Origin of the sequence: Polaribacter aquimarinus, from assembly GCF_003129485.1 — a bacterium.
Classification (GTDB): Bacteria; Bacteroidota; Bacteroidia; order Flavobacteriales; family Flavobacteriaceae; genus Polaribacter; species Polaribacter aquimarinus.
The window spans coordinates 757962-781874 of record NZ_QFFG01000002.1 but is presented as its reverse complement, the minus strand read 5'-3'; the positions used below and the strand labels follow the sequence as shown (position 1 = coordinate 781874).

The window sequence follows — 23913 nt, the reverse complement described above, 5'->3', positions numbered from 1 at the left end:
TGTAATTTTAAAAGTTTTATATTCGTAGAGCATATTTCTAATAATGATACACGAACTCAAAGAAATTATAAATAAAGCTATCATCAACCAAGAAAAAGGATTGAAAAATGTGTTGGCATCTGTAGTTTTTTTAGAAGGTTCGTCATACAGAAAACCTGGAGTTAGAATGTTAATTGCTGAAGATTTATCTTCTGTTGGTGCAGTTTCTGGAGGTTGTGTAGAAAAGGAAATTATTAAACGAAGTGAATCTGTTTTTGTTGATGAAAAACCTAAAATAATTACTTATGATGGTAGATATAGATTGGGTTGTGAAGGAGTTCTTTACATATTAATTGAGCCTTTTTTTATTACAACTAAGTTTTTAAAAGAATTTTATAAAACAACCACAGCAAGAGAACCAATAAAAATTGAGAGTCATTTTATAAAACAAGATGAAGCTTATGGCAATTTTGGTTCTACAGTAACTTTTAAAAATCAACAACAATTTACTTTTTCTGATGCTTTTTCAATCAATTCAAAAGATGAAGTAGATACTATTACACAAGTTTTACAACCTGCGTTTAGATTGATTATTATTGGTGGTGAACACGATGCTGTAAAACTGTGTAGAATTGCAGCGAATCTTGGTTGGGAAATAGATGTCATTACTTCTGCTAAAGACAGCAAAAAGTTATCTGATTTCCCTGGAGCAAACTCTGTTGTTGGTGAAAGCCCAGAAACGATTCAATTTTCTGATATTACAGAAAACACTGCTATTGTAATTATGAATCATAGTTACGTACAAGATTTAAAATATGTTATAAAACTATCTGAATACAATCCCAAATACATAGGTATTTTAGGGACACCAAAAAGAAGAGAACGGCTGTTTAACGAGTTGTTTGAGTTTACCCCAAACATTTCTGATGAATTTTTAGACAACATATACACACCTGCTGGTTTACATATTGGCGCACAAACTCCAGAGGAAATTGCAGTTTCTATTATTGCAGAAATTTTAGCTGTAATTAGAAAAAAAGAACCTTTTTCACTTCGTAAAATTAACGGTAAAATTCATACGTCATAAATGGGTGATATTGTTGTTTTAGTTTTGGCTGCTGGGAGCTCATCAAGAATGAAATCTATAAAACAATTGGCTACAATTGATAACAAAACACTTTTGGAAATTACATTAGAAAAAGCAACTAAAATAACTTCAAAAAATACGTTTTGTGTTTTAGGTGCTAATCGTGAGAAAATAGAAAATCAAATTAATTTTAAAAACACACAAATTATCATAAATAAAAATTTTGAAGAGGGTTTAAGTTCAAGTATTTCTAAAGGTTTAGATTTCATAAAAAAAGCCCAACCAAATTTAAAAAGTGTACTAATTTTACTGGCTGATCAACCTGGAATTCAGTTATCTTATTTAAATGATATGATTAACTTATTTAAAGTCAATCCTTCAAAAATTATTGCCTCCAAATACAAAGAAACGTATGGAGTACCTGCTTTAATTCCATCCATTTATTTTGATGATTTACTAAAAATTAAAGGAAATAAAGGTGCTAAAACATTTCTAAACAAAAATTTAGATGCTGTTTTATCACCAAAAACCACTACTAATCTTACAGATATTGATACCCTAAAGCAATTAAAACAATTTATAAATGGTTAATTTTACAACCATGAGAATCCTAAGACTTTTTTTATTAATATCTATTGCAATTTTAATGTATGCCTGTGCAACGACAAAAATGCAGGTAATCGAAGACCATAACTTCAAAAAAAATAATGCAGAAATCTTACACTCATTTTATTTAATCGGTGATGCTGGTAACTCTGATTTAGGAAAAAAAGATGTAGCTCTAGCTTATTTAGAACAAGAAATAAAAAAAGCAAAAAATAATGCTACTCTTATTTTTTTAGGAGATAATGTCTATGAAAAAGGGATCCCAAAAAAAGGAAACAAGAACTATGAACTTGCAAAACATCGGTTAAAAGTTCAAACAGATATTGGAAAAAAATTTATTGGAAAGACTTTAATAATCCCTGGAAATCATGATTGGTACAATGGTCTTAAAGGGCTAAAAAGACAGGAAAAACTAGTAGAAAAGGCTTTAGGTAAAAATGCATTTCAACCAGAAAAAGGATGCCCGTTAGAAAAAATTGAAATTAATGATCAGATTAATATCATCGTTATAGATTCGCATTGGTATTTAACCAATTGGGATAAACATCCTGGAATTAATGATGGTTGTGAAATAAAAACAAGAACGAAATTTTTTGATGAGTTTGAAGGATTGGTAAAAAAATCTCAAGGAAAAACAACTATAATCGCTTTGCATCACCCATTGTTTACTAATGGTCCTCATGGAGGGTATTATTCTTTTAAAAGTCATTTAAAACCTGCTCCTATTTTAGGAACTATTCAAAATATTTTGCGTAAAACATCCGGTATTACTAATACAGATCAACAAAATTCTAAATACAATGAATTTAGAAAACGAATCATTACAATTGCCCAAGAAAATGAAAAAATCATTTTTGTTTCGGGTCATGAACATAGTTTACAATATATTATTAGAAATAATTTACCTCAAATTGTAAGTGGCTCTGGTTCTAAAAACACTGCTGTAAAAAATGTGAACGGAGGAATTTTTGGTTACGGAACTCAAGGTTTTGCTAGATTAGATGTTTATAAAGATGGTTCATCAACCGTTCATTTTTATACTGCTAAAGATCAAAAAATAGTTTTTGAGGCAAATGTATTTAAAAAAGATAGTATTATTGAATTCTCTAATTTTCCAAACGCCAAACTGAAAGAAAAGACGGCGTCTATTTATACAAATAAAGAAGTTTCTAAGACCAAATCTTACAAATTTTTATGGGGAGATCGTTACCGAAAATATTTTGGAACAAAAGTTACTGCACCAACAGTAAGTTTAGATACGCTTTATGGAGGTCTAAAACCTGTTAGAAGAGGCGGTGGACATCAATCAAAATCTTTACGGTTGGAAGATCAAAAAGGTAGGCAATATGTAATGAGAGCATTACGAAAAAATGCTGTTCAATATTTACAAGCAGTTGTTTTTAAAGATCAATACGTAGAGGAACATTTTGATAAAACTTTAACTCAAAATTTATTAATGGATGTCTTTACTGGTTCTCATCCATATGCCCCTTTTACCATTGATAAATTAGCAGAAGCTATAAATATTTACCATACAAAACCCATATTATTCTATGTTCCTAAACAAAAAAGTTTAGGAAAATTTAACTTAGATTATGGAGATGAATTGTATATGATTGAAGAAAGAACTGATGAAGGCCATGGAGATAAAAAAAACTTTGGTTATTCAGATAACTTGATTAGCACTGACGATTTAAGGAAAAATATTGTAAAGGATGAGAAGTATAGTATAGACGAAGAAGCTTACATTAGAGCTCGTCTTTTTGATATGTTAATTGGAGATTGGGATAGACATCAAGATCAGTGGAGATGGGCAGAATTTAAAAGTGATAACACAATAGTTTACAGACCTGTACCTAGAGATCGAGACCAAGCTTTTTCAATTTTTGGTGATGGTTTTTTATTGGGTTTTTTAACCAATTCAATACCTGCTTTAAAAGGAATGCGTTCTTATTCAGAAGATTTAACGAACCCTAAATGGTTTAGCTACTCAGCTTATCCATTAGATATGACATTAATTTCAAAATCTAAAAAAGATGTTTGGGATAAGCAAGTAGCAAGAATTCAAACTCAAATAACAGATGATGTTATTGAAAAGGCAATGGCAAAATTTCCAAAAGAAGTAAGAGATGAAACAATCAATGATATTAAAAAGAAATTAAAAGGTAGAAGAAAAAATCTTCAAAAAATCGCTGATCGTTATTTTAACTATTTAAATAAATTTCAAATCATAAAAGGAACAAATAAAGATGATTGGTTTGATATTAAACGATCTACAAATGGTGATACAGAAATTACTGTTTATAGAATTAAGAATGGTAAAAAAGGAAAAATTATATTACAAAGAAGATATAGCTATGATATCACAAAAGAAATTTGGTTATTTGGTTTAGATGATAATGATGTATTTACTCTAAATGGTGCTACAGGTAAAAATTCAATCAAACTTAAAATTGTTGGAGGATTAAACAATGACACTTACGAAATAAACACAAAACATAACGTTAAGATTTATGATCAAAAAACCAAAAAGAACACTTTTAAAACTCTTAACATTCATAAAAAACTCACAGACGATTACAAAACCAATACCTATAATTATACTAAATTAAAAAATTCATCAAATTTGGTTTCCCCTGCTATTGGTTTCAATCCTGATGACGGAATCAAAATTGGTATAAAAAACACTATTCTTGTCAATAATTTTGAAAGAAATCCGTTTACTTCAAAACAAATTATTTCTGGTTTTTACTATTTTGCCACCAATGGTTTTGAATTAGATTACTCAGGAGAATTTGCTAATATTTTTCATAAATGGAATTTAGGTATTGAAGCAAGTTTTAACAGTCCAAATTTTGCAAGAAACTTTTTTGGTTTTGGAAATGGATCACTAAACCCTGAGACTCAGAAAAAGAGTCAAAATTTAGATTATAATAGAGTTAGAATAGGACAATTTAATCTGGGGTCATTTGTAAAATGGAGAGGTGACTTAGGTGCTGAAATTAAAACTAGTATTAAATTGCAAAGTTTTAATGTAGCAAGAACTGAAACAAGATATATAGAAAAAAGTTTTAATGAAGCTAACAGAATTTTTTCTAATCAAAACTTTTTAAATTTAGAGGCAGGTTATCATTATAAACATTCAGACAATACTACTTTTCCTACTTTAGGAATTGAGTTTGATACAAAATTTGGGTTCACAAATAATTTAAATGAACATAGAAGTTTTAGTTACAACATTACATCACTGGCCATAACACATAAAGTAACTCCAAATGGAAAATTGGTTTTAGCTTCTAAAATGAAAGGTCATTTTAATTTTGGTGAAGATTTTGAATTTTACCAAGCTGCAAATATTGGGGCTAATGAAGGTTTAAGAGGTTTTAGAAACGAACGTTTTAATGGTAAAAATGCTTTTGTTCAGACTACAGACTTAAGATGGAAAATTAATAAAATCAAAACAGGGTTAATTCCTTTAAATCTTGGGGTTTATGCTGGATTCGACTATGGTAGGGTTTGGGGTTCTCCCAATACCATAAGTACTCTACCAGCAGAAATTTTCAAGCTGCATACTTCATATGGTAGTGGCTTCTTCTTTAATGCTGCAAATATGTTTGGGGGTAGTATTGGTTATTTTAAAAGTGTAGATGGATCGCGTTTTGAATTAAGTTTAGGTTTTGATTTTTAGGTATGAATGAAATTGGATTAATTTTCGGCGCTTTCTTTGGGTTAATATCGGTTATTCTCGGTGCATTTGGAGCTCATTTATTGAAGAAAAAGATAACTTCAGATCAATTGCAAAGTTTTGAAACAGGCATAAAACATCAAATGTATCACGCAATTGTTTTACTAGTTTTGGGATTTCAATTCAGTTCTGACGTTGTTTTTTATAATTATATCATATATGCTTTTATCATTGGTACTTTCTTATTTTCTTTTTCTATTTATGGATTAGTCATTTCTTCAGCAAAAAATAAGAAACTTAAATTTTTAGGACCAATTACTCCTTTGGGAGGATTGTTACTTGCTATAGGTTGGGGATTATTAATCTACATTTTCGTGTATGATAGCTTTTTAATTCAAGCTTAATTGATACAAATTACCACCCACTCCATTCGCTTTTTCATCAGTAATTAAAAGTGTGTTGTTATCTTTAAAACACACACCTTCTTTTTGAGAACGATGTGTTAATTCTATTTTTTTGACTTTTCCAGATAAAAAATTTTCATTTTTAAAATCAGAAAAAAGAAGAATATTTTTTTGTGAAAGTAATACAACTGTTTTTCCATCTGCAGAAATATCAGCAGACGTAATCCAACATTCTAAATCGCTGCAATTATCAAACTCACCAATTAATTCAGCAACATACTCTCCTTTTTTTGCTGGTACTTTATACATAAAAGTTTTACCGTATTTCTTTTTAACTCTACTTTTTGTAAAAATATATAGACAATTATTAAAGTAAAAAAAAGCTTCGGCATCAAAATATAAATTCTTCTTTTTTGGTGGAAATTTATATTGATTCGGATATCTAAACTTAATTTTTTCTACTTCTGCATTCTTTTTATTTAAGTGCTTTTTATCGACTTTTAAAATCGTTAAATTCTTTCTTTTGTTTTGGTTATTTCCAAAATCGCCAATATACAGATTGCCTTCAACATCAGACGTCAAATCTTCCCAATCTCTATTTTTAGCTTTGATATAAATTTCTTTTTTAATCTTTCCTTTTTTAGAAACTGCGTATAATTTTGATTGATTTCCACCATCATTTAACATCCAAATAATATCTGAATTCGGTATTACTTCTGTTCCAGATACTTCTTTTAAATTATTTGGTAAATCAGCAAGGATTTTGAGTTGTCCAGAACTCTGACAACTTAAAAATAACAAAAAACTGAAAAATATAAATAGCTTTTTCATTGTATTTTACCAACCTCCAGAGGCTCCACCTCCGCCAAAACTTCCTCCACCAAAGCCGCCTCCAAAGCCACCGCCTCCAAAACTTCCTCCTCCTGAAGATCCTCCAAAACCACCGCCAAAGCTACCTCCACCTCTACCAGCATTACTCAAAATAATAGTTTCGAAAATATCTTCGGCTACAGAACGTCTTCTATAACGTCTACCCCCACCTCTATTATTTTTATTTCCTCTAGAAATTAAAATAAAAATGATGATGATAAAAATGATGAAAATGATAATTCCAGAATCAAAACCTTCTTTATCATTTTGTCTAGTTCCTTTAAATTGTCCATTTAAGGTCATAAAGATATAATCTGAACCTTTGTCTAAACCAGTATAATAATCTCCTTTTTTAAACTCAGGGATAATCACCCTTTCAATGATTCTTTTAGATTGAAAATCAGTCAATAAATGCTCTACACCTCTACCATTTTGAATCGCTATCTTTCTATCATCTTTTGCAAGTAAAATTAGAATTCCATTATCTTTTTCTTCATCTCCAATTCCCCATTTCTCTCCCCAATTTGCTGCTAAATAATTAATATCTTCTCCTTTAGTTGATGGAATAATAATCACTACAATCTGTGTGGAAGTTGTGTCTGAATATTTTACTAGCTTATTTTCTAAATTAGTTTTTTGAAAATCAGTAAGAAGCTGAGGCTTCATAAAATCATAAACACTCGTTTGAAATTTAGGCTTATCTGGAATTTTGTATCCTTGTGAAAAGAGGTTTAATGAAAATAATAGTGTAAGTAGAAAAAGACTTTTTCTACTGAAAACTAAATACTGAATACTGAAGACTTTATCTAGAATCATCCTTTAGAAATCTCATTAGAAAGTTCGTTTTCATCATCAATTTGCCAAGGAAAATGAGCTTTTAATTCAGAACCTGCTGTTAAAATTCCATCAACAATCCCTTGTTTAAAATCTCCTTTTTTAAAGTGATTTAGTATTACGTTTTTAGTAGTATCCCAAAAATCTTTAGGAACCACATTATTGATGCCTTTATCTCCATAAATCACAAATTTTTTGTCATTTACAGCCACATAAATCAATACCGCATTTTCGTCTTTGGTATTGTTCATTTTTAGCAAATGAAATACTTCTAGCGCACGTTCTGAGTGTTCTAACTTAGAAGTAGCCTCAATATGTACACGTATTTCTCCAGAAGTATTTTTCTCTGCAATTCTAATAGCAGAAATAATTTCTTGTTCTTCATCAGCAGTAAGAAACGCTTCTACCTTAGACATCTTATTACTTTTTCTTGTTAAAATCGAAATTTACATCTGGTGCATTTTCAGAACCGGGGTTTGATTTGTAACGATCCATTTCATCAAAATTAAATACCCCAGCTAACAAAGAGTTTGGAAATACTTTTATGTGCTTATTATATTTGTTAACACCTTCATTAAATCTATCTCTAGCTACATTTATTCTGTTTTCTGTTCCTTCTAATTGGCTTTGTAATTCTAAAAAGTTTTTGTTCGCTTTTAAATCTGGATAACGTTCAACCACTAATAATAATTTTGATAACGCGCCACTTAATCCAGCTTGAGCTTGTTGAAACTGAGCCATTTTTTCAGGTGTTAAATTATTAGCATTTATAGTTGTAGATGTAGCTTTAGCTCTAGCCTCAATAACTTGTGTTAAAGTGCTTTTTTCAAAATCTGCAGCACCTTGAACTGTTTTTACTAAATTTCCAATTAAATCATTTCTACGTTGGTAGGCACTCTCTACATTAGACCATGTAGTTTTTGCGTCTTCTTGTAAGACAACGGCTTCATTATTAAAACCTACTGCCCATTTATAGATTCCGAAAACAATAACAGCAATAACAATTACCGGAATTAACCATTTTTTCATAATTTCTAAATTTAAATTTTTGTTGATTTTTTGTATTACAATATTATCGAATATTCTTGAGATTATAAAGAATATTGAGTTCTATCATAAAATTAGACACACAAATAAAAGATTTGTTACAGTTGATTTTTAATTTTAATCAATTCTGCTTTTACACCTTCTAGTCTTGTAATAATTTCTTGATTGTCAAAAAGAATATCTGGGTTCTTTTTTAATTTTTGTTTTGCCCCCTCTAATGTAAAACCTCTTTCTTTTACTAAATTAAAAATTAGTTGAAAATTTTTAATATCATCCTGAGTAAACAAACGGTTTCCTTTGGCATTTTTTTTAGGTTTGATGATATCAAACTCTTTTTCCCAAAAACGAATTAGCGATGTATTTACATGAAAAGCTTTGGCAACTTCTCCTATTTTGTAGTAACGTTTTTCTGGTAACTCTACGTACATAAAAACTTCTTTAATCGTAAGATTGACCTTCTTCTTCTGCAGCTTTTTGCATTGCAGCAAACTCTTCTGGAGTTAAATCACCGTAATAAAAGTTGATTGGATTTAAAGCTCTATCATTTTTATGAACTTCGTAATGTAAATGAGAAGATACTGAACGCCCAGTGTTGCCTACGTAACCTATTAGATCTCCTCGTTTTACCTTTTGCCCTTTTCTAGCTTTCATTTTACTCATGTGTGCATAAATAGTTTTATACCCGTAGCCATGGTCTATATATACTACTTTTCCGAATGTTGCACTCCTTTGAGCTCTAATTACTATTCCATTTCCAGAAGCATAAATTGGAGTACCTGTTGGCGCTGTAAAATCCATTCCTTTATGGAATTTTCTTATTTTTAATATAGGATGCATTCTCCATTTATAACCTGAAGCCATTCTTGTCATATCTTCAAGCTTTACAGGCAAAATTGCTGGTATAGAAGCTAACATTTTTTCCTTTTCTTTTGCTAAAGAAACGATTTCATCTAAAGATTTAGATTGAACTGCTAATTGTTTGGAAAGCACATCAATATCTTTAGTTAGTTTTTTAATCATTTTAGAATTATCAAACCCTTCTAAGTTTTTATAACGATTGACACCACCAAAACTTGCTTTTCTTTGCTCATCAGGTATTGGATTTGCCTCAAAATACGTTCTATAAATGTTGTTATCCCTTTCTTGTAATTGTGCTAAAATTGACGAGCTTTCTTCCATTCTTTTTGAAAGTAATTCGTAATGTAATTTTAAGTTTTCTAACTCTCTTTTTTGAGCTCTCTCATTAGGAGACATTATAAATTGACTTAAAACAATAAAACCGGCAAAAGCAATTAATAAAACACCTAAAATTCCGAAAATAGTTTTCTTATAATAATCACTTTTCTTAACCGTTATTTTTCGGTAAGAAAGTGTATCAGAATCGTAATAATATTTTACTTTCGCCATAATAGGATTTATACTATTTTTGTGCTTTAAACATCTTTTAAATTATTAAAACCTGTTTATAAGAACTCACAAATTTACAAAATGTTTTACAACTGCTATTTTTAGGTAGTTTTTTTAAAAATAAATTAACAAAATCCAACTTATTGGAAACTTCTTTTTTATGAAATCACAAGAAATTCGTGCTACTTTTTTAAACTTTTTCCAAGAAAAAAAACACTTAGTAGTTCCTTCTGCACCAATGGTTACAAAGGATGACCCAACATTAATGTTTGTAAATTCTGGAATGGCACCTTTTAAAGAATTTTTTTTAGGAAATGGAACTCCAAAAAAGAACAGAATTGCAGACTCACAAAAGTGTTTGCGTGTTTCTGGTAAGCATAATGATTTAGAAGAAGTGGGTTATGACACCTACCATCATACTTTATTTGAGATGTTAGGCAACTGGAGTTTTGGGGATTATTTTAAGAAAGAAGCTATTGCTTGGGCTTGGGAATTATTAACTGAAGTTTATAAAATTGACAAAGATATTTTATATGTAACCGTTTTTGAAGGAAGCGATGATGCTGATAACTTAAAAATGGATACAGAAGCTTACGATATTTGGAAGCAATATATATCTGAAGACCGAATTTTAAAAGGAAACAAAAAAGATAATTTCTGGGAAATGGGTGAGCAAGGACCTTGTGGACCTTGTTCTGAAATTCATGTTGATATCCGTTCTTCTGAAGAAAAAGCAAAAGTAGATGGTAAAAGTTTGGTAAATGAAGATCATCCCCATGTGGTAGAAATCTGGAACTTAGTTTTTATGCAATACAATAGAAAAGCTAATGGTTCCTTAGAAGAATTACCAAACAAACACATTGATACAGGGATGGGTTTTGAACGTTTGTGCATGGTTTTACAAGATGTTCAATCGAATTATGATACTGATGTTTTTACTCCAATAATCAGAGAAATAGAAACTATTACCAATACCAAATACGGTAAAAATGAAAAACAAGATATTGCTACTCGCGTAATTTCAGATCATGTTAGAGCTGTTGCATTTTCTATTGCTGATGGTCAACTACCAAGCAATACTGGAGCAGGATATGTAATAAGAAGAATTTTAAGACGCGCTGTTCGTTACGGTTTTACTTTTTTAAATAAAAAAGAGCCTTTTATTTATAGATTAGTAGATGTTTTAACCAAAAAAATGGGAGAAGCTTTTCCTGAACTAAGAGCTCAAAAACAACTCATTGAGAATGTAATAAAAGAAGAAGAAACTTCTTTTTTAAGAACATTAGATCAAGGTCTGATATTGTTAGATGGAATTATAGCATCATCAAAAACAAACAAAATATCTGGAGAAAAAGCTTTTGAATTATATGACACCTATGGGTTTCCAATCGATTTAACAGCTTTAATTTTATCTGAAAAAGGATTAACATTAGACGAAAAAGGATTTGAAGTCGAATTACAAAAACAAAAAAATCGTTCTAGAGCTGCTAGCGAAATATCTACAGATGATTGGACCGTTTTAGTAGAAGATACAGAAGAAGAATTTATAGGTTATGATTCTTTAGAAGCCAAGGTAAAAATTACAAGATACAGAAAAGTAACTTCTAAAAAAGATGGAGAAATGTATCAATTGGTATTTAATTTAACTCCTTTTTATCCAGAAGGTGGCGGTCAAGTAGGCGATAAAGGTTATTTAGAAGACGCACATGGAGATGTACTCTATATTTTAGACACTAAAAAAGAGAATAATGTAATTATTCATTACACTAAAAATCTTCCTAAACATATCAACGAAACTTTTAGAGCTGTTGTAGATTCTAAACAACGTTATAGAACAGAGTGTAATCATACTGCTACGCATCTATTACATCAAGCGCTAAGAGAGATTCTAGGAACTCATGTAGAACAAAAAGGTTCTGCTGTTCATTCTAAATATTTACGTTTTGATTTTTCACATTTCTCAAAATTAACAGTAGATGAATTACGTGAGATAGAAAACTTTGTTAATAGAAGAATTGCGGGTAAACTGCCATTAGAAGAAAGTAGAAACATACCCATGGAACAAGCTATTGCAAATGGCGCAATGGCATTATTTGGAGAGAAATATGGAGATACTGTTAGAGCTATAAAATTTGGAAAATCTATAGAACTTTGTGGTGGAACCCACGTGAAAAATACAGGTGACATTTGGCATTTTAAAATTAAATCTGAAGGAGCTGTAGCTGCTGGTATTAGAAGAATAGAAGCTATAACAAATGATGCTGTTAAAGATTTTTACTTTGAAAATAATAGAGCATTGTACGAAATTAGAGATTTATTAAATAACACCAAAGAACCTGTAAAAGCAGTTAAAGTTTTACAAGATGAAAACACAGCTTTAAAAAAACAAATTGAACAATTATTAAAAGATAAAGCACAAAATTTATCCGGAGAAATAAAAAATCAATTGCAAGAAATTAACGGTGTACAGTTTTTAGCGACAAAGGTTGATTTAGATACCAACGGGATTAAGAATTTAGCTTTTGGCTTAGGTAAGGAGTATCAAAACTTATTTTTGTTATTTGCCTCATCCCCAGCAAAAGATAAAGCTTTGTTAACCTGTTATATTTCTAAAGAATTAGCAAATGAACGTGGTTACAATGCTGGTCAAGTTGTTCGAGAACTAGGAAAACTAATTCATGGTGGTGGTGGTGGTCAAAATTTCTTTGCAACTGCAGGAGGTAAAAATCCTGGTGGAATTCCAAAAGTTTTAGAAAAAGCAAAAGATTATTTGGTTTAACCCTTTTAAACTTTTTTAATTTTATAAGGTCTTAGTTTAATAGAAGTTAATATTAAGAATGTTTCAAAAAAAAACTTAAATTTGAAACAACTCAAAATAATAGTTTCTTCACCTTAAACTAATCTATGCCTCATTTAGATAAATATTCTGGTAATTGGTCTGCTAAAGAAGCAAGACATTTATTAAAGAGAACCTCCTTTGGAGTAACAGAAACAATGGTTTCTGAAGCTGTTACTTTAGGTTTAACAGCAACGATAACTAAACTATTCGAAGAAAAACCGTTACCGCCTCCACCTTTAAAATACGAACCTGATGGAACCGGAAGAGGTGAAATAAATGACCCAGATGTAAATTATGGAGAGACCTGGGTAACTGCACCAATTTATCCAGATTTACCAACATCTCAAGAAAGAAATAGTGTTTATAGAGCTAGAAATAGATCATTATATGCATGGTCTTTTCTACAAATGCAAAATGCGAATATTTCTATAAGAGAAAAATTGACCTTGTTTTGGCATAACCATTTTGTATCTGAAAACTCAAATCCTCATAGAGAGTTTTACTATATGAATATTCTAAGAAAAAATGCACTTGGAAATTTTAAAGAACTCACAAAACAAATTACCATTGACCAAAATATGCTCATCTATTTAAGTGGTAATGAAAATAACAACTCTTCTCCCAATGAAAATTATTCTAGAGAATTGTTAGAACTATTTACCATTGGTAAAGGTGTAGCAGTAGGAAATGGAGATTATACAAATTATACTGAAGAAGATGTTGTTCAGATTGCGAAAGTTCTCACAGGATGGAGAGCTAGATGGATAAGACATGCTGATCCCTTAAATGCTTATTTTACAAACAGCAGACATACAAAAGGGAACAAAAAATTATCTCATAGGTTTAATAATGCAGAAATTTCAGAAAATGGAGATCAAGAATATAAAGATGTAATTGATGTTATTTTTAAACAAGATGAATGCTCGCGTTTTATTATGCGTCAATTTTATATTTGGTTTGTAAATTCAGAAATTACATCAGAAATTGAAACTAATATCATAGAACCTTTAGCTAAAATTACAAGAGATAACAATTACGAAATTACACCTGCATTAAAAGTACTATTAGCCTCAGATCATTTTTTTGAAAATGTATTTTGTATGATTAAAAGTCCTTTGGATTTAATGATTTCTGCTACTAAATCTTTACTAACAGTTGCACCATCATCATCAGTAAAAGAAGAATATGAATTTGCATATATAATGTATTTAGCTTGTTCAGATTTAGGACAATCTATATTTCATCACCCAGATGTTGCTGGATGGAAAGCTTATTATCAAGAACCTTTATTTTACAAAACTTGGGTAAATAATTTTTTCTTACCCAAAAGATTAGAATACTGTAAAATTTTAGTGGCTGGTGGTGATTTACTAATAAACAAGAAAAAATACAAAGTACCTCCTTTAGTACCTGTTTTAGCTATTGCAAGAGATATTACAAATGCCACTGACCCTAATATTTTAGTAAAAGAATTAGCTAATCGCTTATTCAATTATGAAATAACGGATGGACAAACAGATAGTTTAAAAGCAGTTTTAATTGATGGGTTACCCGATTTTGAATGGACTGTAGAATACGGAGATTACTTAGCTAACCCTTCAGATTCTACTTTAGCGATATCTGTAGACAAAAAACTACGCAACTTGGTTGCTGTTATGGTACAAATGTCTGAATTTCAAATAATGTAATGATGAAAAAGACAAAACAACTAAATAGAAGAGATTTTATAAAACTGAGCACAGTTGCTTCTGCATCATTACCAATTGCTTTAAGTGGTTTTCCTTTATTTGCTAACGACAAACCTAAGAATTATCAATTTTCGCAAGACAATGATAATGTTCTGGTCTTAATTCAACTTCAAGGAGGAAATGATGGACTGAACACTATTTTTGGAATGAGCCAATATGACAATTTACAAAGCGTACGTTCTAACATTATAATTCCTGACTCACAACTACTTGGTATTGATGACAATATTCGTTTTCATCCAAATATGACAGGTATGAAAAATATTTGGAATAAAGAAAAATTAGCAATTGTACAGAATGTGGGTTACCCAAATCAAAATAGATCTCATTTTAGATCATCAGACATTTGGAATTCTGCTTCAGATGCTAACGAGTATATTTCAAGTGGTTGGGTTGGTCGTTTTTTTGAAACCAATCATAACACCTTTCCAGAAAACTATCCTAATACAGAAAATCCAGATCCTTTTGCTATTACTATAGGCAAGATAGTTTCTGAAACTTGTCAAGGAAATATTGCCAACTTTTCTATGGCTTTAGAAGACCCAGAAAATCCAGGAACAGCTTTAGCATCAAATACAGGTGACATTCCGGATAACTGTTATGGGAATGCATTGAATTTTGTTAATAATACCATAGCACAAACCAATGCTTATGCAGCTGTTATTAAAACTGCTTCAAGTTCCGGAAATAATTTATCGCAAAAATATAATGATTCTGAATTATCAGAAAAACTCAAACATGTAGCTAAATTAATTTCTGGAGGAATAAAAACTAAAGTTTTTGTTGTTCAATTAGGTGGATTTGATAATCATGACAATCAAGTTGTAGAAGGCGAAACAAAAACAGGTAAACATGCAGAACTTTTAAAAGAATTGTCTGACGCGATAGAAGCATTCCAAGACGATTTAGAATTGCTAAATATTGATAAAAGAGTAATTGGAATGACATATTCTGAGTTTGGAAGAAGAATTCGTTCTAATGGAGGTTTAGGTACAGATCACGGAACTGCAGCCCCATTGTTTGTATTTGGTACTTGTGCAAATAACACCATTTTAGGTGATACCCCTGAAATTGACACTGCAGTAGATATCAAAGAAGGTGTGCAAATGCAATATGATTTTAGAAATGTATATAGCACTATTTTAACAGATTGGTTAGGGGCTTCTAAATCTGATGCCTCGAATGTACTTTTTGAAGAATTTGATGCTTTGCCTTTATTTAAGTCTGGATGCTCTGCAGCATTATCTACTAATGATTTTTTACAGAAAAAATTAGAAATTGAAGTCTATCCAAATCCAGTTATAAATTTTATAAATATTAAATTCTATGGAAATAACGAAAAGGTAAAAATTGTCTTATTTAATAGTATTGGAGCTGTCATAAAAAATATTACCAATCAAAAATACAATGCTACCCAACATACTTTAAATGTTGATGTACAAAACTTGCCTAAAGGAAATTATTATATGTATTACCAAACTAAAAGTGTTTCTAAGACTAAAAAATTGTTGAAATATTAAAATTGTCCTAAATTTACATTAGACTTTTATAACCTTCTAATGAATCTTCAAACAAAAATTAAACTTAAGAAAGAATCTAAAAATCTTATAGATTATCACTCTAAAGTTTTGTTGTTAGGTTCATGTTTTTCTGAAAATATTGGAAATAAATTTGACTATTTTAAATTTGAATCTATACAAAATCCTTTCGGAATTTTATTTCATCCTATTGCTATAGAAAATTTAATTAACAATGCTATTAACTGCAAAAAATATTCAGATGATGAAATTATTTTTCAAAACGAAAGGTGGCATAGTTTTGATGCACATTCTAACTTAAGTGATGAAAATAAAAATCAGCTTTTAGAAACTTTAAACACAAAGACATCTCTAACCCATCAAACTTTAAAAGAAACAACTCATCTTATAATTACTCTAGGTACTTCATGGGTTTACAGATATATTGAAAGTGATTCGATTGTAGCAAATTGCCATAAAATTCCTCAAAAAAAATTCTTAAAAGAATTACTTACTGTAGATAATGTTTCTGCAAGTTTAGACAAATGTATTGCTTTAGTAAAATCTATAAACACTAAAATAAATATAGTATTTACAGTATCTCCTGTTCGGCATTTAAAAGATGGTTTTATCGAAAATACGCTCAGTAAATCGCACTTAATTAATGCCATACATAATTTAGTTGATAATAGAAAAAACATACACTATTTTCCATCTTATGAAATTATGATGGACGAATTACGCGATTATCGTTTTTATGCTGAGGATATGATTCACCCAAACAAAACGGCTATTAATTATATTTGGGAAAAATTTATCGAAACTTGGTTTTCTGAAGATTCAAAGCAAATTATGAAAGAAGTTGATGTTATCCAAAAAGGATTAAAACATAAACCTTTTAATGAGAACTCTGAAAAACATCATCAATTTTTAAAAAATTTAGAACAGCAAAAAAGAATTTTAAAGTCAAAGTTTAGATTTATGAATTTCTAAAATATCAGAAATGCTGAAAAACATTTTTTATCCAAACCATCAGAACAGATATATCTGGTTAAGCTCTATATACCTTCTTTTTATATTGTATTTGGGTAAAATATCTCCAATTACTGTCTTGTTTGCTTATTTTTTAGAAACCATTATAATTGGGTTTTTTAATGCGTTAAAAATGTTTTGGAGCATTCGGTTTGGTGGTCACAAAACTGGTGGATATTTTCTAATTCTCTTTTTTCTGTTTCATTATGGTTTTTTTGTCGGAGTACAATCTGTTTTTGGATTTTCACTTTTTGAAATGGATTCAAATTCAATTTTTAGAGAACCATTTCAAGTGCTTAAAAACTACCAAATTATTCTAGGCCTAGAAGAAATGAAATATGCTTTTCCAGCAATTATATTTACTCACTTAGGTAAATTCTTTAGCGATTTTATCAAAAATGAAAAGTATAAAAAATTCTTACCTACAGAAATTATGTTTAAGCCTTATGTTCGAATTTTTATTCAACAATTTGTGGTAATACTTTCCTTTTTTTTTATGGTTTTAGGTAAAGCCGGAATTATAGCTGCCATTTTATTAATTCTTTTTAGACTTTTTATTGATTTATTCTTTGAAGCAATAAAAGAAAATTCTTTACTTTTAGATACAATGTCTAAAAAATTAGCGAATGAGAAAGTTTCTAAAGAAGAAATAAAAAAACAATTAATGCATTTTACAGAGTAATTTTAAAATACGGCATTTGACGTATTGATTTCTAATTTGATTTTTTAGACTTTTGAAATGTGGAATTAACTAAAGAAGAATCATTATTAGCAGAATGGAGCTATTCTGAAAAAGACTGGAATGAATTTGTTGATGTTGAAAAATCAAACAAAAAAGAAGACAATCTTTATTTTGGAATTGGAATCTTAATTCTGGGTACTTTTGGTTTGATGGTTTTAAGACAAACAAGTTTTTTAGGTGGTTTGGTTTTTGCTGTTCCAATAGCGGTTCTTATTCCTTGGCTAAGGATGAAGTTTAGTTACCCACATTTAAAAAAAGGAATTTCAAATCCTTTAGTAAAAATTTATTCGAATTATATACTAATTAATGGTAAAAAAATTCAACTCAATGGAAATCAAAAAAGAATAAAAAGCATAACCATAATAGATACAAGAAAGAAGAAAAAACTTATTGAGTTTAATATTCAATGGTTAACAAGAAAAGGCCCTACAAACGATGAATTTAGAATTTTAATTCCATCAGATAAAATACAAGAAGCCAAAGATTTAGTCCAATCATTTTAAAAATATGAAAAAATATATATACTTAATTAGCTTACTAATTCTTACTTCTGTTTTTATTTCAAATTCAGCACAACCTGGAGTTTGGAATGCTGGTGGTAGTGGGAGTTTTACACTTTTATATCCCGAAGATACAATAGCTTATAAAAAAATACAGATGAAATCTGAAGATATTTTTATGCAGCTATACAAAGGTTTTGCAACCGTAAAAGGCAATTACTATTTTAAAAACACATCAACAGATACATTAAAAATTAAAGTTGGTTACCCTGTAAACAATGTTTTCGAAAATGTAGATTTTCACCATCAAGTTAATGAAGTTAGAGTTGACGGGCTCTATAAAATTAAAGGACTTGTTAACGATAGTGATATAACTGTGTATCAGAAACCTAGTTCTAAAAATGACAATTGGTATGTTTGGGAAATCACTTTTCCGCCAAATGAAATTACTAAATTTACAGTCTATTTTTTAGTAAACACCAACAATGCAAAAATTACAGAAGGCTATGATTCCGATAAAAAAAACGCCTTCATTTACTTAATAGAAACAGGTTCTCTTTGGAAATCACCTATCGAAAAAGGGAATTTTTACACCCAACTCATGGATAATATTTCTATTGATAACATAAAAACAAGTTCTCCTAGTACTTTATTTTTTGATAAAGAGAATACTACTTTAAAATTCTCTTTATCAAATTACGGTAAAAAGCCTGACCCAAATTTTGTGATTACATATGCAGAAACTTTAAAAGATTTTGATTTTAAAAAAATTACAAATAACAGTTCCGAATATTTTAATGAAATTGATAATTTTTCAAAAAAAGAATTTAATACAATTCTTTTTGAAGAAATTAATTTACCTAATGCTTATAAAGTAGGTGGTATTTCTAATGAAGCAGTAGGAGTGCTTTTTTATCTATCTCTTTATGGAATTCCGTTTTTTGTTAGCTTAATTGTTATTATTTTATTAATTATTCTTTACAAAAAGATTAAAAAGTAATAAGTAATAAAGTAAAAAATACGGCATCTGCCGTATTTTTTTTGTAGTTTTATTACTAGACATTTGTATTCTATAAAATATTAAGATTGTTTTTTAGGGTTACAGATGGTTGGCAATTTCTAGAACATAACGTCAACCATCTCCTTTAAAACAGAAACTATTAACCTTAAAAACACAAAAAATGAAAAAACTATCCATTTTACTTTTCTTTTTTACTGCTTTTCATTTTAATGGATTCAGTCAAACAGAAGACTACAATCTAGAATCTCAAAATTTACACAAGAATGTTCGTAAAACTATAAATCACTATTATTCATATGATAAAAACAGTGGTGGTTTTGTAAAAAGATCTGTTAGCATTAAGCGTTATAATGATGAGGGGAATTTAATAGAAACATATTATTTATATAATAGTACGTATTCTGAATCTACTCCTACCAAAAAGCTATATATTTATAATAATGATGGTGTAATGACTGGCACAAAAGACATCAGCGATTCTAGGGGGAAATATTCTACCGAATATGTTTTTACTTATAATAAAAAAGGCCATTTAATTAAAAAAGAGTCCGTTTATAAAGATGGTAGTAAATACTATACTGAGTATGACAACGATAGAAGAGGAAGAGTTATTAGTTCTAAAGAAATTTCTAAAAGCGGAAAACTATCTGCAGAAACTAGCTATAAATATAAAGGCAGTAAAAAAATTAAAACTAGAACAAGTTATAGCAGTAAAGATGGTAGTATCGTTGGCACTTATACAACTGTATATAATGATGGTATAAAGAATTCCTATAAATCTGAAGGAAAATATGGAAAATCTACTTCAGATTATGAATATGATAAAAATGGAAACTTAATAAGAACAAACTATAAAGGAAAATCTAACTCTACTACAACATACAATTATGTTTACGACAAAAAAGACAATTGGGTAAAGAAACATTATAGATCTGGTAAATATCAATACTTCTATTTTAGAGAAATCTACTTTAAAAATGGTGATGTATCTGGAAGTTCTGAATTTGATAGAACTTTTGTAAACAGACATGGAAATTTTGATAATGTAGCTGTTGTACCTCTTAAAAAGAAAAGTTACAAAAAGAAAAAAACAACTACTAATTCGGGTATGCCTTCTTTTAGTTATAAAAATTGGAAATATACTTTTGTAAACATGAAAGATAAAGTTACTGATGTTTCTGGAAAAGTTAATCTAAATGTTACAAGTGGATCAAATTTATCTAATGGTAATACAGTAAAATTTAAAGTAGAAATTAACGGTGCCGACACTAAATACCTAACCTATAAAGTAAGCAGTTATTATTACGATAAAGATAAAAAAAGGCACTTTTGGAGCTTAAAATCTACGGCTAATGCATCTAAAGGAACTTTGTGTGTTTTTAAAGAATCTCAAAGACTTAGAGGTGTAGATTTAGTCGGTTTATTAATGGTGGGTAAAGAAGATAGTAAAATTAGTTTTTACCTTCAATAATTATAAAAAAATAAATGCTATTTATATTTGAAAATGTTTTTTTATTAGTTTTTCTACTATTCGTTGTATTAGTTTTGATAATATCATTGTCTATAAATTACAAAAAACATCGAATAGTTGAAACTAATAAACTATTACTTTTATATAAGCAAATTGAGTCTGAAAAAAGAGTTTCTAAAGGTTTAAAAAAAACATCTTTAGAAATAGATTTATTATCTGAAAAAACGCAACAAAAACTTCAAAAAATGAAAGTTGATGTTTTAGAAACTCATTTTTCTTTGAGTGAAATTTTTTAAACATCCTTTATCTACTTATAATGTAAAGTAAACATACTGATAATCTTTGATAGTCTCATTTTTTTGAATTCTTTTACTTAAATATAAAGAACCTGAAATCAGAATTATTGTGTAAATTGAAGACTATTATTTATTTCAAGTTTATTATGCTTCTACAATCCAAAAAAAAGAGTGCTTTATTTCTATTAATTACAATAGCTTCATCATTAATATTTTCTCAACAAAAGCAAATTAATGCACTAAAAGCAAAGCTAAAAGACTCTTCTCTTAACGATTCTATTCGAATTAAATACCTTGGTGATTTAGGTTGGTATTATGGAAATGTAAGCATAGATTCTGCTTTTTTTTACACAAAAAAAGGGTTAAACCTATCTATAAAAAGTAACAATCTAAAAGGTATTGGACAGTCTTACAATGACTTAGGAATAATACACTATAGAACTTCTAAATATGATTCTGCTCGATATTACTATCGAAAATCATTAACAATTAGAACTAAAATAAATGACTCTATAGGTCTGGCCGGGTTATATTCTAAAATTGGGATTTCTTTTCAACAGAATTCAATTTTAGACTCTGCTTTATATTTTAACAATAAGTCCTTGAGAATGTATGAAGCTTTAGGAATGAAAAGGCATGTAATTATAAATCAAAATAACATTGCTAATATTTATCAAAATTTAAATCAATTTGATAAGGCTTTAAAAATACACCTTTCCGTTTTAGCTACAAGAGAAAAAACAAAAATCCCAGCAGAATTGGCAGAATCTTATGTAAATATTGGAAATGTTTATCAGAGATTAAATGAATTAGAGAAATCTAAAAACTACTACGATAAAGCTATTGCTATTTCTGAAAAACATAACTTAATTAGAAATCTATCTATCGTTTATAATAATTATGGAAATATTTATAAAGAAGAGTCAAAGATGGATCTTGCATTAGATTTTTATAAAAAAGCATATACTATTAGAAAAAATTTAAAAGATTCTTATGGGTTAGCTAGTGTAACAGGTAATCTTGGAGTTTTATATTTTGAAGCAGCTAAATTTAAAACGGCAGAACCATATTTACACGAATCATTATTACTTTCAAAAAAACTCAAAGCTAAAGAATTAGAACTAAGTGCTTATAAGGTTCTTTTAATGCTTAAAGCCTACTTAAAACAACCAGACAGCACAATTTTTTATCAAAAAAAATATGATGATTTAAACAATATTATTAGAAACGAAAATGTAACCAAACAAGTTTTAGAGATAGAAACAAAATATCAAACTGAAAAAATAGAAAAAGAAAATGCCATCCAAAAAGAGCAACTCTTAACTCAAGAATTAGCAATAAAAAACAAAACGTTATTTACTATCTTGTTAGCATCTGCTTTAATAATTTTAGGAATTATCTTTTTTGCTGTTTACAAAAAAAATCAACTAAAGAGAAAACAACTTAAAAAAGAAATTGATTTAAAAGATGCATTAGCAACCATAAAAACTCAAAACAGATTACAAGAGCAACGCTTAAGAATCTCTAGAGATTTACATGACAACATTGGTTCTCAACTTACATTTATTATTTCTTCCATTGATAATTTAAAATATATTTCTAAAGATGCAAATAAAAAATTAAAAGACAAATTAACAAGTATTAGTGGTTTTACTTCAGATACTATACATCAATTACGTGATACCATTTGGGCTATGAATAAATCAGAAATCACAGTCGAAGATTTACACACAAGAATTTTGTCTTATGTAGAAAAAGCAAAAGTAGCTTCTCCAAACATCACTTTTAAAGTAGAATATAATATAGACTTAAATATGGTTTTTACTTCTTTAATCGGTATGAATATTTTTAGAGTGATTCAAGAAGCTATAAATAACTCTATTAAATATTCAGAAGCTAATCAACTTGAAATTCTTTTACGTAAAAAAGATAATTTGTTTGAAGCTATCGTAAAAGATAATGGTAATGGATTTGATATAAAGTCTGTTGATTTAGGTAATGGTTTGAGTAATATGGAGAAAAGAATGAGTGAAGTTGGAGGAAAAGTAAAGATTATATCAGAAAAAGAAAAAGGTACAGAAATTATAGTTGCAGTTGCTTTAAAAAATACGTCAAATGACGTATAATTTAGTTCTTTTTAAAGTATTAATTTAGAAATAAACTAACCAAACTGATGAATTTAAAAATTTGTATAGCAGAAGACAATTATTTTTTAGTAAAAGCGATCAAGGAAAAACTCTCTTTTTTTGATGATATTTCTGTAAAATTCCATGCTAACAATGGGGCTGAGTTAATAGGGAAACTAGAAGAAAATCATAATATTGATGTTATCCTTATGGATATTCAAATGCCAGAAATGGATGGAATTAAAGCTACAGAATTAATTAAAAACAAGTATCCTCAGGTTAAAATCATTATGCTAACTGTTTTAGATGATGACAACTATGTTTTTCAAGCAATAAAAGCAGGAGCTAATGGCTATTTATTAAAAGAAATTGATGCCGAGAACTTACATAAAAGCATTTTAGAAGTCACAGAAGGAGGTGCGCCTATGACACCAAGTATAGCTCTTAAAACTCTAAACCTCTTAAGAAACCCAGGTGCTCTTAACCTTAAACCTAGAGAATCTGAAGAAATAAAACTTTCTAAAAGAGAAACAGAAATTTTAACTCAGTTAAGTAAAGGTTTAAATTATAATGTTATTTCTGAAAACCTAATAATTTCTCCCTCAACTGTTCGAAAACACATAGAAAACATCTATAAGAAGTTACAAGTGCACAGTAAGATGGAAGCTGTTATGAAAGCTCAAAAAAGAAATTTGATATAAG

At 29.0% G+C, this 23913-nt stretch carries 20 protein-coding genes; 14 read left to right on the top strand and 6 right to left on the bottom strand.

Annotated features, from left to right (window positions below):
- Positions 1 to 43 precede the first annotated feature (43 nt).
- Genes DIS07_RS07130 through DIS07_RS07115 form a run of 4 tightly spaced genes read left to right on the top strand, consistent with a single transcriptional unit; the run spans position 44 to position 5761 of the window.
- A complete protein-coding gene (locus DIS07_RS07130) occupies positions 44 to 1066 on the top strand; it encodes an XdhC family protein (protein ID WP_109404524.1) in 1023 nt (340 codons plus the stop codon).
- Positions 1067 to 1657: a nucleotidyltransferase family protein gene (locus DIS07_RS07125; RefSeq protein WP_109404523.1), complete on the top strand. Its 591-nt coding sequence runs from the start codon at positions 1067 to 1069 to the stop codon at positions 1655 to 1657.
- Between the two features lie 10 nt (positions 1658 to 1667).
- The gene (locus tag DIS07_RS07120; protein ID WP_109404581.1) at positions 1668 to 5360 is read left to right on the top strand and encodes a metallophosphoesterase; all 3693 of its coding nucleotides are present in this window, start codon (positions 1668 to 1670) and stop codon (positions 5358 to 5360) included.
- 2 nt (positions 5361 to 5362) lie between these two features.
- Positions 5363 to 5761, top strand: coding sequence for a DUF423 domain-containing protein (locus tag DIS07_RS07115; protein WP_109404522.1), 399 nt, complete (start codon positions 5363 to 5365; stop codon positions 5759 to 5761).
- On the opposite strand, the gene DIS07_RS07110 is transcribed toward DIS07_RS07115, so the two are convergent.
- From DIS07_RS07110 to DIS07_RS07085, 6 genes are all read right to left on the bottom strand, one after another.
- Positions 5747 to 6592: a hypothetical protein gene (locus DIS07_RS07110; protein WP_235869104.1), complete on the bottom strand. Its 846-nt coding sequence runs from the start codon at positions 6590 to 6592 to the stop codon at positions 5747 to 5749. The genes DIS07_RS07115 and DIS07_RS07110 overlap by 15 nt on opposite strands.
- Positions 6593 to 6598: 6 nt before the next feature.
- On the bottom strand, positions 6599 to 7447 hold the full coding sequence (locus DIS07_RS07105) for a TPM domain-containing protein (protein WP_109404521.1): 849 nt from the start codon (positions 7445 to 7447) through the stop codon (positions 6599 to 6601).
- Positions 7444 to 7881, bottom strand: a complete 438-nt coding sequence (locus DIS07_RS07100; RefSeq protein WP_109404520.1) for a TPM domain-containing protein — start codon at positions 7879 to 7881, stop codon at positions 7444 to 7446. The genes DIS07_RS07105 and DIS07_RS07100 overlap by 4 nt, the downstream gene beginning before the upstream one ends.
- A 4-nt stretch (positions 7882 to 7885) precedes the next feature.
- Positions 7886 to 8494 (bottom strand): LemA family protein, encoded by a 609-nt coding sequence (locus tag DIS07_RS07095; RefSeq protein WP_109404519.1) that lies wholly within the window; start codon positions 8492 to 8494, stop codon positions 7886 to 7888.
- A 116-nt stretch (positions 8495 to 8610) separates the two neighbouring features.
- Positions 8611 to 8940, bottom strand: coding sequence for a MerR family transcriptional regulator (locus tag DIS07_RS07090; protein ID WP_109404518.1), 330 nt, complete (start codon positions 8938 to 8940; stop codon positions 8611 to 8613).
- A 10-nt stretch (positions 8941 to 8950) separates the two neighbouring features.
- Positions 8951 to 9919: a M23 family metallopeptidase gene (locus DIS07_RS07085; protein ID WP_109404517.1), complete on the bottom strand. Its 969-nt coding sequence runs from the start codon at positions 9917 to 9919 to the stop codon at positions 8951 to 8953.
- Positions 9920 to 10079: 160 nt separating this feature from the next.
- On the opposite strand from DIS07_RS07085, the gene alaS reads away from it, so the two are divergent.
- From alaS to DIS07_RS07030, 10 genes are all read left to right on the top strand, one after another.
- A complete protein-coding gene (alaS, locus tag DIS07_RS07080) occupies positions 10080 to 12698 on the top strand; it encodes an alanine--tRNA ligase (RefSeq protein ID WP_109404516.1) in 2619 nt (872 codons plus the stop codon).
- 125 nt (positions 12699 to 12823) lie between these two features.
- On the top strand, positions 12824 to 14446 hold the full coding sequence (locus DIS07_RS07075) for a DUF1800 family protein (RefSeq protein ID WP_109404515.1): 1623 nt from the start codon (positions 12824 to 12826) through the stop codon (positions 14444 to 14446).
- A 2-nt stretch (positions 14447 to 14448) separates the two neighbouring features.
- A complete protein-coding gene (locus tag DIS07_RS07070) occupies positions 14449 to 16026 on the top strand; it encodes a DUF1501 domain-containing protein (RefSeq protein WP_181374556.1) in 1578 nt (525 codons plus the stop codon).
- Positions 16027 to 16065: 39 nt separating this feature from the next.
- Positions 16066 to 17016: a GSCFA domain-containing protein gene (locus tag DIS07_RS07065; protein ID WP_109404513.1), complete on the top strand. Its 951-nt coding sequence runs from the start codon at positions 16066 to 16068 to the stop codon at positions 17014 to 17016.
- A 10-nt stretch (positions 17017 to 17026) separates the two neighbouring features.
- A complete protein-coding gene (locus DIS07_RS07060; RefSeq protein WP_146190716.1) occupies positions 17027 to 17737 on the top strand; it encodes a DUF6498-containing protein in 711 nt (236 codons plus the stop codon).
- Between the two features lie 59 nt (positions 17738 to 17796).
- Entirely contained in the window at positions 17797 to 18300 is a 504-nt protein-coding gene (locus tag DIS07_RS07055; RefSeq protein ID WP_109404511.1) for a hypothetical protein, read from the top strand.
- A 4-nt stretch (positions 18301 to 18304) separates the two neighbouring features.
- On the top strand, positions 18305 to 19297 hold the full coding sequence (locus DIS07_RS07050) for a hypothetical protein (protein WP_109404510.1): 993 nt from the start codon (positions 18305 to 18307) through the stop codon (positions 19295 to 19297).
- A 181-nt stretch (positions 19298 to 19478) separates the two neighbouring features.
- Complete coding sequence (locus DIS07_RS07045) at positions 19479 to 20789, top strand: RHS repeat domain-containing protein (RefSeq protein WP_109404509.1); 1311 nt, start codon at positions 19479 to 19481, stop codon at positions 20787 to 20789.
- 442 nt (positions 20790 to 21231) lie between these two features.
- The gene (locus DIS07_RS07035) at positions 21232 to 23211 is read left to right on the top strand and encodes a tetratricopeptide repeat-containing sensor histidine kinase (RefSeq protein ID WP_109404507.1); all 1980 of its coding nucleotides are present in this window, start codon (positions 21232 to 21234) and stop codon (positions 23209 to 23211) included.
- 47 nt (positions 23212 to 23258) lie between these two features.
- Positions 23259 to 23912, top strand: a complete 654-nt coding sequence (locus tag DIS07_RS07030) for a response regulator transcription factor (RefSeq protein WP_109404506.1) — start codon at positions 23259 to 23261, stop codon at positions 23910 to 23912.
- Position 23913 lies beyond the last annotated feature (1 nt).

Coding starts and splice junctions, on each gene's coding strand:
- DIS07_RS07060 (WP_146190716.1), top strand. CDS start 17,027: ATGCTGAAAAACATTTTTTATCCAAACCATCAGAACAGATATATCTGG.
- DIS07_RS07095 (WP_109404519.1), bottom strand. CDS start 8,494: ATGAAAAAATGGTTAATTCCGGTAATTGTTATTGCTGTTATTGTTTTC.
- DIS07_RS07085 (WP_109404517.1), bottom strand. CDS start 9,919: ATGGCGAAAGTAAAATATTATTACGATTCTGATACACTTTCTTACCGA.
- DIS07_RS07110 (WP_235869104.1), bottom strand. CDS start 6,592: ATGAAAAAGCTATTTATATTTTTCAGTTTTTTGTTATTTTTAAGTTGT.
- DIS07_RS07090 (WP_109404518.1), bottom strand. CDS start 8,940: ATGTACGTAGAGTTACCAGAAAAACGTTACTACAAAATAGGAGAAGTT.
- DIS07_RS07045 (WP_109404509.1), top strand. CDS start 19,479: ATGAAAAAACTATCCATTTTACTTTTCTTTTTTACTGCTTTTCATTTT.
- DIS07_RS07115 (WP_109404522.1), top strand. CDS start 5,363: ATGAATGAAATTGGATTAATTTTCGGCGCTTTCTTTGGGTTAATATCG.
- DIS07_RS07070 (WP_181374556.1), top strand. CDS start 14,449: ATGAAAAAGACAAAACAACTAAATAGAAGAGATTTTATAAAACTGAGC.
- DIS07_RS07130 (WP_109404524.1), top strand. CDS start 44: ATGATACACGAACTCAAAGAAATTATAAATAAAGCTATCATCAACCAA.
- DIS07_RS07035 (WP_109404507.1), top strand. CDS start 21,232: ATGCTTCTACAATCCAAAAAAAAGAGTGCTTTATTTCTATTAATTACA.
- DIS07_RS07075 (WP_109404515.1), top strand. CDS start 12,824: ATGCCTCATTTAGATAAATATTCTGGTAATTGGTCTGCTAAAGAAGCA.
- DIS07_RS07030 (WP_109404506.1), top strand. CDS start 23,259: ATGAATTTAAAAATTTGTATAGCAGAAGACAATTATTTTTTAGTAAAA.
- DIS07_RS07120 (WP_109404581.1), top strand. CDS start 1,668: ATGAGAATCCTAAGACTTTTTTTATTAATATCTATTGCAATTTTAATG.
- alaS (WP_109404516.1), top strand. CDS start 10,080: ATGAAATCACAAGAAATTCGTGCTACTTTTTTAAACTTTTTCCAAGAA.
- DIS07_RS07105 (WP_109404521.1), bottom strand. CDS start 7,447: ATGATTCTAGATAAAGTCTTCAGTATTCAGTATTTAGTTTTCAGTAGA.
- DIS07_RS07065 (WP_109404513.1), top strand. CDS start 16,066: ATGAATCTTCAAACAAAAATTAAACTTAAGAAAGAATCTAAAAATCTT.
- DIS07_RS07050 (WP_109404510.1), top strand. CDS start 18,305: ATGAAAAAATATATATACTTAATTAGCTTACTAATTCTTACTTCTGTT.
- DIS07_RS07100 (WP_109404520.1), bottom strand. CDS start 7,881: ATGTCTAAGGTAGAAGCGTTTCTTACTGCTGATGAAGAACAAGAAATT.
- DIS07_RS07125 (WP_109404523.1), top strand. CDS start 1,067: ATGGGTGATATTGTTGTTTTAGTTTTGGCTGCTGGGAGCTCATCAAGA.